This window comes from Pseudomonas sp. St290 (genome assembly GCF_018325805.1).
GTDB lineage: Bacteria > Pseudomonadota > Gammaproteobacteria > Pseudomonadales > Pseudomonadaceae > Aquipseudomonas > Aquipseudomonas bijieensis.
The window spans coordinates 204,666-217,144 of record NZ_AP014703.1 but is presented as its reverse complement, the minus strand read 5'-3'; the positions used below and the strand labels follow the sequence as shown (position 1 = coordinate 217,144).

Genomic DNA, 12,479 nt, shown 5'->3' with positions numbered 1-12,479 from the left:
AGGAATCCAGCCAAGCTCTAATGGGCCTAGTCTTGCACTCTCGGGCAGGTGATTTTTCAGAACGCCACAATTCTTCAGAATCGATGCAGATTTCGGCGCGGGGGATCGTTGAACATAAAAAAACCCGGCCCGTGCGCAATGCACGGGCCGGGTTTGGGTGTTGCTCGAGGGAGTTACTGAACGGCGACGCCGCCGCCCAGCTTGCTCATGACGAAGGCGGTGAATTGTTCAACGGTCATCTTCTGGCCGTTGAAATCGACCTGATTGTTGGCGTAGTGCAGCTTGGTAACCACATCGTTGCCTTCAAGTTTCGCCAACTCCGTACCAACGGCCATGGCGCTGAACATATCGCTGGTGGCAGTGGCCTGATCAGCGATCAGCTTGGCATCGGTCTGGCCTTCCATCTGCGCTTGTACCGTCATCAGGTCCACCAGCATCGGCTTGGAGACCTTGAGGTTGAAATCCAACAGGGCGAGCAATTGACGTCCCAGTTCATCCGGTGGCAGGTCCATGGACTGTGGCTTGGCCAGATCAACGATCAGGTTGGCGCGGCTTTCACCATTGGCGGTGCTGAACGACAGGTTTTCCAACGCCACTTGCGGGGCACCGGCCAGGAGCTTCTCCAGATCAGCCTTGACCTGCGCCTCTTCAGCTTCGGTCAGGCTCAGCTCTGGCGCCGGCTCACCGGCAGCAGCGGCCTCGGCAGCGGCTTTTTCGTAGGGTTGCAGCTTGGTCTGGTAAATCTGCATCAGCAACATGGTAGCCGGGATGTCCAGGTTCTTCAGGCTGACCGCCATTTGCGCCGAACCGATGGTCTTGTCGTTGAACGACAGCTCACCGAGCTTGTAATCGGCACGCCCCGAAGCGCTGGTGCCGCTCTCGGTGCTGCTGTTCTTCATCTCGAAGTTCTTCAGGCCCAGCACCGACTTCGGCTCACCGAAGGTGGCCTTGGTGCTGCTCAACAACAGGGTGTTGTCACCCATGTAGTAACCGTAGGAGCTTTTGCTCAGGTTGCTGGCCAATGTCAGGCCGTTCAGCTCGACCTGCACCGGAGTCTGGTCTTCGGCAACGGAGGTCAACTTGAAGCTGTCCATGTAGCCGTCGGCCTTGACCTTCTGTGCCTGGGCGCTGGCGGCCAGATCGATTTTCAGGCCAGAGAAGGTGAGCTGGGATTGCTCGTCCAGCTTGGTGTCCAACGGCAGCAGCTCGTAGGTGCCATTGATGGATTGGTCGTAACCCAGGTTGACCACACCTTGGAGCGGCGATTGATCCTTGGTGGCGGCGAACCACTTGTCAGTCAATGGATTGCGCTCGAGGGCGGTATGACTGGTGGCCATGACCGGCAGCCACTTGAGCGTTATCAAGCGCGAGAACGGCAGTGGGCCGTGTTCGATCCGGTCAACGAAGAGCAGCTCGATCGGCTCACCACCGAATATCTCGCCTTCACCCTTGAGGCGGTAGTGGGCAGTGCTGCTGAACGTTCCACGGTCCATGGAAACCAGCTCCAGGGTGGCGGTGCTGTTGGACCCGGCCAAGGCTGTCTGCATTTGTTTGTTGCTATCGGCAATAGCGTTCGTCAACACGCCTTCGAGTTTGGTTCCGGTGTACCAAGCGCCGCCCGCGCTGATAGCACCAACAGCTACAACGATTCCCAGAAGTACGCTTGCTGATTTATTCATGAGTGACCCGATCGATATCCATGGTTGAAGAAAGCCGTCGTCTTCCCTGACCCGCAAAGGGTGTGGCTCGACGCCGTAAAGAGGAAGGGGAGATTACCATCAGGCACACCTGCGGGCCCAATGTTTAAAGGGGTAAAAACGTTTTCTTGAGAGGTGGTCTACGAATATTGGACTTCGATCTCATCGAGCTGATGGTCGAAAGTCTTGAGCCGGGCCGTCCAGGTGTACACCAGCACTTCGAAATCGCGATTGATCACCGCGGCCCCCGATGAGTCTGCGCGTGTATCGCAGAAATCCAGTTGGTAGCGTTCACGGGCCATGGCGTTAGCCACGTCACACAGCTCTCGGGCGTTGTTGAGCCAATGCCAACCATCCTGGGTGACTTGTTTGTCGAGGGCAGCGCATTGGGTTTTCAGGGCTTCCAGGCTTTTTTCCAGCGGGGTACCGGTGAGCTCTCCCATGACTTCCTGGAATGTGCGGCCAGGCTGCCAATAGCTACCCCAGAAATAACGGTCGAACACCGTTTCGACACGTCGCAGCGCGACCTTGGTGTCCCAAATCAGCACCAGGGTTTTGCCTTGCTCAAGGTGTTTCTTCTTGATGCGTTGCCCCTGAAGCGATGCCCAGGCCACGATTGCAATGGATATCACGCCGATCAAGGCCGCCGCGCTATCGAGGAACAACAGCGCTTTGTCGATTTGGTGGGTGAGCATGACGCCATAGAAGTAAGTGGCCGAAAGCAGCAGCAAAGCCGCAAGGGCACACCAAAAGCCGGGAGCATAAGGGTTTTTCATTATTGGAATCCCCATGACCAGTGACGTCGCGGGCCCCTTTGGTCGCCAGTGCCCGACTATCACAGCATAGCAACGGCGCTGGGGGTTTGCCGGGGCGTCGCCATTAATCGGAGGCTCGATCCGATTACCGGCCCTAAACGACAAAACCCCTGTCTGCTGAGGCAGACAGGGGTTTGGGGGAATTCAATCTTGACGATGACCTACTCTCACATGGGGAAACCCCACACTACCATCGGCGATGCATCGTTTCACTGCTGAGTTCGGGATGGGATCAGGTGGTTCCAATGCTCTATGGTCGTCAAGAAATTCTGTGACCAACCCGTTCAACAGCAACGTGTCGGTAAAATCGATGACTTCTACTAAAAACAAAACCCCTACCTGCATCAGCAGATAGGGGTTTCGGAATTTAATCTTGACGATGACCTACTCTCACATGGGGAAACCCCACACTACCATCGGCGATGCATCGTTTCACTGCTGAGTTCGGGATGGGATCAGGTGGTTCCAATGCTCTATGGTCGTCAAGAAATTCGGGAGCCGGTGCGTGCCTTGCGGTCACGTGCCAGCGAATGGGTATGCGATAGATTTGTGTGCTGCGTTCGTGAGCGATGCGAACTTTCGGTTCGTTTCGTCTTCACACACCGCAATCTGGTCTCTTGGCCTTTGGCTTGGAGGATACAAATTGCTTGGGTGTTATATGGTCAAGCCTCACGGGCAATTAGTACAGGTTAGCTCAACGCCTCACAGCGCTTACACACCCTGCCTATCAACGTCGTAGTCTTCGACGGCCCTTCAGGGGACTCAAGGTCCCAGTGAGATCTCATCTTGAGGCAAGTTTCCCGCTTAGATGCTTTCAGCGGTTATCTTTTCCGAACATAGCTACCCGGCAATGCCACTGGCGTGACAACCGGAACACCAGAGGTTCGTCCACTCCGGTCCTCTCGTACTAGGAGCAGCCCCTCTCAAATCTCAAACGTCCACGGCAGATAGGGACCGAACTGTCTCACGACGTTCTAAACCCAGCTCGCGTACCACTTTAAATGGCGAACAGCCATACCCTTGGGACCGGCTTCAGCCCCAGGATGTGATGAGCCGACATCGAGGTGCCAAACACCGCCGTCGATATGAACTCTTGGGCGGTATCAGCCTGTTATCCCCGGAGTACCTTTTATCCGTTGAGCGATGGCCCTTCCATACAGAACCACCGGATCACTAAGACCTACTTTCGTACCTGCTCGACGTGTCTGTCTCGCAGTCAAGCGCGCTTTTGCCTTTATACTCTACGACCGATTTCCGACCGGTCTGAGCGCACCTTCGTACTCCTCCGTTACTCTTTAGGAGGAGACCGCCCCAGTCAAACTACCCACCATACACTGTCCTCGATCCGGATAACGGACCTGAGTTAGAACCTCAAAGTTGCCAGGGTGGTATTTCAAGGATGGCTCCACGCGAACTGGCGTCCACGCTTCAAAGCCTCCCACCTATCCTACACAAGCAAATTCAAAGTCCAGTGCAAAGCTATAGTAAAGGTTCACGGGGTCTTTCCGTCTAGCCGCGGATACACTGCATCTTCACAGCGATTTCAATTTCACTGAGTCTCGGGTGGAGACAGCGCCGCCATCGTTACGCCATTCGTGCAGGTCGGAACTTACCCGACAAGGAATTTCGCTACCTTAGGACCGTTATAGTTACGGCCGCCGTTTACCGGGGCTTCGATCAAGAGCTTCGCGTTAGCTAACCCCATCAATTAACCTTCCGGCACCGGGCAGGCGTCACACCCTATACGTCCACTTTCGTGTTTGCAGAGTGCTGTGTTTTTAATAAACAGTCGCAGCGGCCTGGTATCTTCGACCGGCGTGGGCTTACGCAGCAAGTGCTTCACCCTCACCGGCGCACCTTCTCCCGAAGTTACGGTGCCATTTTGCCTAGTTCCTTCACCCGAGTTCTCTCAAGCGCCTTGGTATTCTCTACCCAACCACCTGTGTCGGTTTGGGGTACGGTTCCTGGTTACCTGAAGCTTAGAAGCTTTTCTTGGAAGCATGGCATCAACCACTTCGTCACCCAAAGGGTAACTCGTCATCAGCTCTCGGCCTTAGAATCCCGGATTTACCTAAGATTCCAGCCTACCACCTTAAACTTGGACAACCAACGCCAAGCTGGCCTAGCCTTCTCCGTCCCTCCATCGCAATAACCAGAAGTACAGGAATATTAACCTGTTTTCCATCGACTACGCTTTTCAGCCTCGCCTTAGGGACCGACTAACCCTGCGTCGATTAACGTTGCGCAGGAAACCTTGGTCTTTCGGCGTGGGTGTTTTTCACACCCATTGTCGTTACTCATGTCAGCATTCGCACTTCTGATACCTCCAGCAAGCTTCTCAACTCACCTTCACAGGCTTACAGAACGCTCCTCTACCGCATCACTTACGTGATACCCGTAGCTTCGGTGTATGGTTTGAGCCCCGTTACATCTTCCGCGCAGGCCGACTCGACTAGTGAGCTATTACGCTTTCTTTAAAGGGTGGCTGCTTCTAAGCCAACCTCCTAGCTGTCTAAGCCTTCCCACATCGTTTCCCACTTAACCATAACTTTGGGACCTTAGCTGACGGTCTGGGTTGTTTCCCTTTTCACGACGGACGTTAGCACCCGCCGTGTGTCTCCCATGCTCGGCACTTGTAGGTATTCGGAGTTTGCATCGGTTTGGTAAGTCGGGATGACCCCCTAGCCGAAACAGTGCTCTACCCCCTACAGTGATACATGAGGCGCTACCTAAATAGCTTTCGAGGAGAACCAGCTATCTCCGAGCTTGATTAGCCTTTCACTCCGATCCACAGGTCATCCGCTAACTTTTCAACGGTAGTCGGTTCGGTCCTCCAGTCAGTGTTACCTAACCTTCAACCTGCCCATGGATAGATCGCCCGGTTTCGGGTCTATTCCCAGCGACTAGACGCCCTATTAAGACTCGCTTTCGCTACGCCTCCCCTATTCGGTTAAGCTCGCCACTGAAAATAAGTCGCTGACCCATTATACAAAAGGTACGCAGTCACCCAACAAAGTGGGCTCCCACTGCTTGTACGCATACGGTTTCAGGATCTATTTCACTCCCCTCTCCGGGGTTCTTTTCGCCTTTCCCTCACGGTACTAGTTCACTATCGGTCAGTCAGTAGTATTTAGCCTTGGAGGATGGTCCCCCCATATTCAGACAAAGTTTCTCGTGCTCCGTCCTACTCGATTTCACTTCTAAGATCCTTTCGCGTACAGGGCTATCACCCACTATGGCCGCACTTTCCAGAGCGTTCCGCTAAAATCAAAGAAGCTTAAGGGCTAGTCCCCGTTCGCTCGCCACTACTAAGGGAATCTCGGTTGATTTCTTTTCCTCAGGGTACTTAGATGTTTCAGTTCCCCTGGTTCGCTTCTTGCACCTATGTATTCAGTACAAGATAACCATCTTATGATGGCTGGGTTCCCCCATTCAGACATCTCCGGATCAAAGTCTGTTTGCCGACTCCCCGAAGCTTTTCGCAGGCTACCACGTCTTTCATCGCCTCTGACTGCCAAGGCATCCACCGTATGCGCTTCTTCACTTGACCATATAACCCCAAGCAATCTGGTTATACTGTGAAGACGACATTCGCCGAAAATTCGATCTTGCTCATGAGAGCAACTCACAAATTTTACCTTAGCCTGAGCCGTTACCAGTGAAAGTAACGTTCAGTCTATCTTTCTATCACATACCCAAATTTTTAAAGAACGAACTAGTCAAAGACTAGAAATCAACATTCACCATCGAACCGATGGAATGCTCATTTCTAAGCTTTATACAATCGAAGCAGTAGTGGTGGAGCCAAGCGGGATCGAACCGCTGACCTCCTGCGTGCAAGGCAGGCGCTCTCCCAGCTGAGCTATGGCCCCGTATTTCTACAGGCGTTTCCCACACAAAATTGGTGGGTCTGGGCAGATTCGAACTGCCGACCTCACCCTTATCAGGGGTGCGCTCTAACCAACTGAGCTACAGACCCAATTTCGGGCTGCTTCTTTCGTCTTCTTCAATGAATCAAGCAATTCGTGTGGGAGCTCATGGAGCAGCTGCGGTCGTCGATTAAGGAGGTGATCCAGCCGCAGGTTCCCCTACGGCTACCTTGTTACGACTTCACCCCAGTCATGAATCACACCGTGGTAACCGTCCCCCCGAAGGTTAGACTAGCTACTTCTGGTGCAACCCACTCCCATGGTGTGACGGGCGGTGTGTACAAGGCCCGGGAACGTATTCACCGCGACATTCTGATTCGCGATTACTAGCGATTCCGACTTCACGCAGTCGAGTTGCAGACTGCGATCCGGACTACGATCGGTTTTGTGGGATTAGCTCCACCTCGCGGCTTGGCAACCCTCTGTACCGACCATTGTAGCACGTGTGTAGCCCAGGCCGTAAGGGCCATGATGACTTGACGTCATCCCCACCTTCCTCCGGTTTGTCACCGGCAGTCTCCTTAGAGTGCCCACCATAACGTGCTGGTAACTAAGGACAAGGGTTGCGCTCGTTACGGGACTTAACCCAACATCTCACGACACGAGCTGACGACAGCCATGCAGCACCTGTCTCAATGTTCCCGAAGGCACCAATCCATCTCTGGAAAGTTCATTGGATGTCAAGGCCTGGTAAGGTTCTTCGCGTTGCTTCGAATTAAACCACATGCTCCACCGCTTGTGCGGGCCCCCGTCAATTCATTTGAGTTTTAACCTTGCGGCCGTACTCCCCAGGCGGTCAACTTAATGCGTTAGCTGCGCCACTAAGAGCTCAAGGCTCCCAACGGCTAGTTGACATCGTTTACGGCGTGGACTACCAGGGTATCTAATCCTGTTTGCTCCCCACGCTTTCGCACCTCAGTGTCAGTATCAGTCCAGGTGGTCGCCTTCGCCACTGGTGTTCCTTCCTATATCTACGCATTTCACCGCTACACAGGAAATTCCACCACCCTCTACCATACTCTAGCTCGACAGTTTTGAATGCAGTTCCCAGGTTGAGCCCGGGGCTTTCACATCCAACTTAACGAACCACCTACGCGCGCTTTACGCCCAGTAATTCCGATTAACGCTTGCACCCTCTGTATTACCGCGGCTGCTGGCACAGAGTTAGCCGGTGCTTATTCTGTCGGTAACGTCAAAACACTAACGTATTAGGTTAATGCCCTTCCTCCCAACTTAAAGTGCTTTACAATCCGAAGACCTTCTTCACACACGCGGCATGGCTGGATCAGGCTTTCGCCCATTGTCCAATATTCCCCACTGCTGCCTCCCGTAGGAGTCTGGACCGTGTCTCAGTTCCAGTGTGACTGATCATCCTCTCAGACCAGTTACGGATCGTCGCCTTGGTGAGCCATTACCTCACCAACTAGCTAATCCGACCTAGGCTCATCTGATAGCGCAAGGCCCGAAGGTCCCCTGCTTTCTCCCGTAGGACGTATGCGGTATTAGCGTCCGTTTCCGAGCGTTATCCCCCACTACCAGGCAGATTCCTAGGCATTACTCACCCGTCCGCCGCTCTCAAGAGGTGCAAGCACCTCTCTACCGCTCGACTTGCATGTGTTAGGCCTGCCGCCAGCGTTCAATCTGAGCCATGATCAAACTCTTCAGTTCAAACATCTTTGGGTTTTGAGAAAACCCTAAACTTGGCTCAGCAATCGTTGGTTACATCTTTGATTTCTCGCGGAGTAACTTGTGATGCTGATAATCTGTTGACTAGCAGTCTGACTCCACAAGCACCCACACGAATTGCTTGATTCAGTTGTTAAAGAGCGGTTGGTTAAGAGCTTTCGTCTCAACCGAGGCGCGCATTCTACAGCGCCCGATGTATCTGTCAAGCGGTTATTTTCAGAAGTTTTCAAAGTTTCCTTTTCAACTTCAACCACTTGCGCTTCCGATCTCTCGTTAGCGGGAGGCGAATTCTACAGCGTTACTCGCTGCTGTCAACACCTCTTTTTCACCGCTTTCGACCGAGAAGATCGAACCGCTGAAAAGACCAAACCCACACTGCCTTATCAGCCACTTCCTGGCTTCGATGAACTGAAGCCCGACCCCTTCGAAATCTACTTAACTCATTGAATCTTAAGGAGTTTTCCGTTTCGACTGCGCCGGAAGTGGGGCGAATTATAGACGTCCAGAATTTGCCGTCAACCATTAATTTCGCTTTTCTATCAATAAGTTGCGCAGCACCGGCCAACCCGCTGCTTTCTTCCTTTAAAACCTCCTCCTATATAGAAGAGAAGACTCAAAGCACTCCCGCCTCTTTGAACGCCGCCACCGCCGCTTCGTCCAGCCCCAAGACTCGCTGCAGTACCTCCAGCGTATGCTCCCCTAATAAAGGGGGCGCATTGCGATATTCCACCGGTGTCTCGGACAGTCGAATCGGACTAGCCACCTGCGGCACGCGACCAGCTAGAAGGTGAGGCAACTCCATTGCCAATCCACGCGCCTGCACCTGAGGATCGGCAAATACCTGGGCAAGGTCGTTGATTGGCCCGCACGGCACACCCGCCTGTTCCAACTGAGCCACCCATTCGGCAGTGGTCTTGAACACCGTCGCCTGGCGAATCAACGGAATCAACACCGCCCGATTCGCCACCCGCAGCTTGTTTGTGACAAAACGCGGATCATCAGCCCACTGCGGCTGACCAGCCACCTCAGCGAATTTTCGGAACTGGCCGTCATTACCTACCGTAAGGATAAAATCGCCATCGGCCGTAGGAAAATCCTGATAAGGCACGATGTTCGGATGAGCATTGCCCAGTCGCTTCGGCGCGTTGCCCGTAGTCAGGTAATTCATCGCCTGATTGGCCAGGCAAGCCACTTGAACATCCAGCAAGGCCATATCGATGTGCTGCCCGCCGCCGGCATGATCACGATGAGCCAGCGCCGCCAAAATAGCAGCAGTCGAATACAGCCCCGTGAGGATATCCGTCAGCGCAACCCCTACCTTCACCGGCCCCGCACCCTCATCACCCTCAGGGCGGCCAGTCAGGCTCATCAAGCCCCCCAGCCCCTGAATCATGAAGTCATACCCGGCGCGCTTGGCGTAAGGGCCGGTCTGGCCAAACCCGGTTATCGAGCAATAGATCAATTGCGGATTGATCGCCTTCAGCGACTCATAGTCCAGACCATAAGCCGCCAGCCCGCCCACCTTGAAGTTTTCGATCAGGATATCGGACTTGGCCGCCAGCTCTCGCACCAGCCGCTGCCCCTCCGGGCGCGTGAAGTCGATGGTCACCGACTGCTTGTTGCGATTGGCCGACAGATAATAAGCAGCCTCGGTCGTGTTCTCGCCTCGGGAATCCTTCAGGAAGGGCGGCCCCCAGGCACGTGTGTCGTCGCCATTGCCGGGACGCTCGACCTTGATGACATCCGCCCCCAGGTCCGCCAGGATCTGTCCGGCCCACGGCCCAGCCAAGACCCTCGATAAATCCAATACCCGCAGATGCGAAAGCGCGCCCATGAGCGTTCTCCTATTAATAGAACGCCTGGATACCGGTTTGCGCACGCCCCAGGATCAACGCATGAACGTCGTGCGTGCCTTCGTAGGTGTTTACGACCTCCAGGTTCACGAGATGACGAGCGATGCCGAACTCATCGGAGATACCGTTGCCGCCCAACATGTCCCGCGCCATACGAGCAATATCCAAGGACTTGCCGCAGGAGTTGCGCTTCATGATCGAAGTGATCTCGACCGCCGCAGTGCCTTCATCTTTCATACGCCCCAGACGCAGGCATCCCTGCAGGGCCAGCGTGATTTCGGTCTGCATGTCGGCCAGCTTCTTCTGGATCAACTGATTCGCAGCCAACGGGCGACCAAACTGCTGGCGGTCCAGCGTGTACTGGCGAGCGGTATGCCAGCAGAATTCAGCCGCCCCCAAGGCGCCCCAGGAGATGCCGTAGCGCGCCGAATTCAGACAAGTAAACGGACCTTTCAGGCCACGGACATCGGGGAAAATGTTCTCTTCCGGCACGAATACGTTATCCATGACGATTTCACCAGTGATCGAAGCGCGCAGCCCAACCTTGCCATGAATAGCCGGCGCACTCAGGCCCTTCCAGCCCTTTTCGAGAACGAAGCCGCGGATATCGCCGGCGTCGTCCTTGCCCCAGACAACAAAGACGTCTGCGATCGGACTGTTGGTGATCCACATTTTGCTACCCGTCAGGCTGTAGCCACCTTCCACCTTGCGCGCACGAGTAATCATCGCGCCCGGGTCGGAACCATGGTTCGGCTCGGTCAGACCAAAGCAGCCGATCCACTCACCCGACGCCAGTTTCGGCAGATACTTCTGTTTTTGCGCCTCGGTACCGAATTCATTGATCGGCACCATCACCAGCGAGGACTGCACACTCATCATCGAGCGATAACCGGAATCGACGCGCTCTACCTCGCGAGCGATCAGGCCATAGCTGACGTAGTTCAGTCCACTGCCGCCGTACTGCTCAGGAATGGTTGCCCCCAGCAGGCCTACTTCACCCATCTCGCGAAAAATCGCCGGGTCGGTTTTCTCATGACGGAACGCTTCCAGCACCCGCGGCGCAAGCTTCTGCTGAGCGAATTGCTCGGCAGTGTCGCGGATCATGCGTTCTTCTTCGGTGAGCTGCTGATCCAGCAACAATGGATCGATCCAGTTGAAGCTCGCTTTACCGGCCATGAAAGAGTCCTCGCCAATTAAATGAAAATCGTGGATTGATCCTAGGCGCGCTTTCCTACAAGGGCAAACGAGGATTACGCACTATGTTGTGCTAATTTCTCACTTCGTAAACGCCATAAACCCCGTTTATGCCGATATTGAGTGAGGCTTGCGTACATGCGCCGTAAAATTCCCAGCACCACCGCCCTGGTCAGTTTCGAGGCCGCTGCGCGCCATGAAAGCTTCACCAAGGCGGCGCAAGAGCTTTCTCTTACGCAGGGCGCAATCTGCCGACAGATCGCCAGCCTGGAGGACTTCCTCAGCGTGGAGCTTTTCCGACGCTCACGCCGAGGCGTCAAGCTGACTGAAGCAGGCATTTCCTACAGTCGTCGAGTTGCCACCCAACTGGATGCCGTCGAGCGCGATGCTCTTTCAGTGATGGGGCACACCGGTGCGAACGTGATCGAGCTGGCCGTGGTTCCGACCTTCGGCACTCAATGGCTACTGCCCCGTCTCAAGGATTTCCAGCATCAGCATCCGGAAGTCACCGTCAACCTGACCAACCGCACACGTCCTTTTCTCTTTGCGGACACAGAGTTTGATGCCGCCATCTATTTTGGTGATGCGGACTGGTCCGGCACCGAATCCCACAAGCTGATGGGCGAAAATCCGATGCCGGTATGCAGCCCCACCCTACTGGGTGACCAGAAGAGCCTGACGCCGCAGGCCATCGCCGAGCTGCCCTTGCTCCAGCAGACCACTCGCCCGTATGCGTGGCGCCAGTGGTTCAACGCCCAGAACCTGAATATTGCGCGAGACCTGACAGGCCCGCGTTATGAACTATTCTCCATGCTTGCCCAAGCGGCCATGCACGACATGGGCATTGCGCTGATTCCGCCCTTTTTGATTCAGCGCGAGTTGGCAGAGAAACGATTGGTCGTTGCCAACCCCAACGCGCTGTCGAGCATCAAGGCTTACTACCTGATGATTCCGGAACGAAAGGCCGAATCTGCCTCTCTTCGTGCTTTTCGTGATTGGCTCGTGAAACAGGCAAGCAACTATCACATTGATTAATAAAGAAAAAAGTAAAACATGATTAGGTAGTCAACTAACATAAGTCGCTACAGATATAAGTTTATGTCGCATCCAGTCAATCTGTTACGCAGCCCCTGAAGTAGTCTCCAAAGCGTTTAAATACATGGCTTTGAGCCATATCACGCAACGCATCAGGCCTTATTCATCTGGCCGATGGGAAAAATTGTCAATTTGAACCTGAATCCTTGGAAAGCACGGCCTACAAGGGATGCCGATCGATAATTGCGACATTCGGTCACAGGGTGACTT

At 54.4% G+C, this 12,479-nt stretch carries 5 protein-coding genes, 2 tRNA genes and 4 rRNA genes; 1 reads left to right on the top strand and 10 read right to left on the bottom strand.

The genetic code is table 11. From position 1 onward, the window contains the following. Positions 1-173: 173 nt before the first annotated feature. From PBDP_RS00955 to PBDP_RS00910, 10 genes are all read right to left on the bottom strand, one after another. The gene (locus PBDP_RS00955) at positions 174-1,679 is read right to left on the bottom strand and encodes a YdgA family protein (protein WP_212801699.1); all 1,506 of its coding nucleotides are present in this window, start codon (positions 1,677-1,679) and stop codon (positions 174-176) included. Positions 1,680-1,837: 158 nt separating this feature from the next. Then, the gene (locus PBDP_RS00950) at positions 1,838-2,473 is read right to left on the bottom strand and encodes a hypothetical protein (RefSeq protein ID WP_025569814.1); all 636 of its coding nucleotides are present in this window, start codon (positions 2,471-2,473) and stop codon (positions 1,838-1,840) included. 187 nt (positions 2,474-2,660) lie between these two features. Further along, positions 2,661-2,776 (bottom strand): 5S ribosomal RNA (rrf, locus tag PBDP_RS00945). A gap of 107 nt (positions 2,777-2,883) precedes the next feature. Then, positions 2,884-2,999 (bottom strand): 5S ribosomal RNA (gene rrf / locus PBDP_RS00940). A 171-nt stretch (positions 3,000-3,170) separates the two neighbouring features. After that, a 23S ribosomal RNA gene (locus tag PBDP_RS00935) occupies positions 3,171-6,062 on the bottom strand. 246 nt (positions 6,063-6,308) lie between these two features. Beyond that, positions 6,309-6,384: transfer RNA gene (locus PBDP_RS00930), tRNA-Ala, on the bottom strand. Between the two features lie 30 nt (positions 6,385-6,414). After that, positions 6,415-6,491: transfer RNA gene (locus tag PBDP_RS00925), tRNA-Ile, on the bottom strand. Positions 6,492-6,572: 81 nt separating this feature from the next. Next, positions 6,573-8,109 (bottom strand): 16S ribosomal RNA (locus tag PBDP_RS00920). The 16S, 23S and 5S rRNA genes sit together here with 2 tRNA genes alongside, the layout of an rRNA operon. 631 nt (positions 8,110-8,740) lie before the next feature. Continuing rightward, on the bottom strand, positions 8,741-9,961 hold the full coding sequence (locus tag PBDP_RS00915) for a CaiB/BaiF CoA transferase family protein (RefSeq protein WP_109756550.1): 1,221 nt from the start codon (positions 9,959-9,961) through the stop codon (positions 8,741-8,743). 13 nt (positions 9,962-9,974) lie between these two features. Continuing rightward, a complete protein-coding gene (locus tag PBDP_RS00910; protein WP_014335919.1) occupies positions 9,975-11,156 on the bottom strand; it encodes an acyl-CoA dehydrogenase in 1,182 nt (393 codons plus the stop codon). 156 nt (positions 11,157-11,312) lie between these two features. Between PBDP_RS00910 and PBDP_RS00905 the strand changes: the two genes are divergently transcribed. Beyond that, positions 11,313-12,209 (top strand): LysR family transcriptional regulator, encoded by an 897-nt coding sequence (locus PBDP_RS00905; RefSeq protein WP_116833880.1) that lies wholly within the window; start codon positions 11,313-11,315, stop codon positions 12,207-12,209. Positions 12,210-12,479: the final 270 nt, after the last annotated feature.

Coding starts and splice junctions, on each gene's coding strand:
- PBDP_RS00955 (WP_212801699.1), bottom strand. CDS start 1,679: ATGAATAAATCAGCAAGCGTACTTCTGGGAATCGTTGTAGCTGTTGGT.
- PBDP_RS00950 (WP_025569814.1), bottom strand. CDS start 2,473: ATGAAAAACCCTTATGCTCCCGGCTTTTGGTGTGCCCTTGCGGCTTTG.
- PBDP_RS00915 (WP_109756550.1), bottom strand. CDS start 9,961: ATGGGCGCGCTTTCGCATCTGCGGGTATTGGATTTATCGAGGGTCTTG.
- PBDP_RS00910 (WP_014335919.1), bottom strand. CDS start 11,156: ATGGCCGGTAAAGCGAGCTTCAACTGGATCGATCCATTGTTGCTGGAT.
- PBDP_RS00905 (WP_116833880.1), top strand. CDS start 11,313: ATGCGCCGTAAAATTCCCAGCACCACCGCCCTGGTCAGTTTCGAGGCC.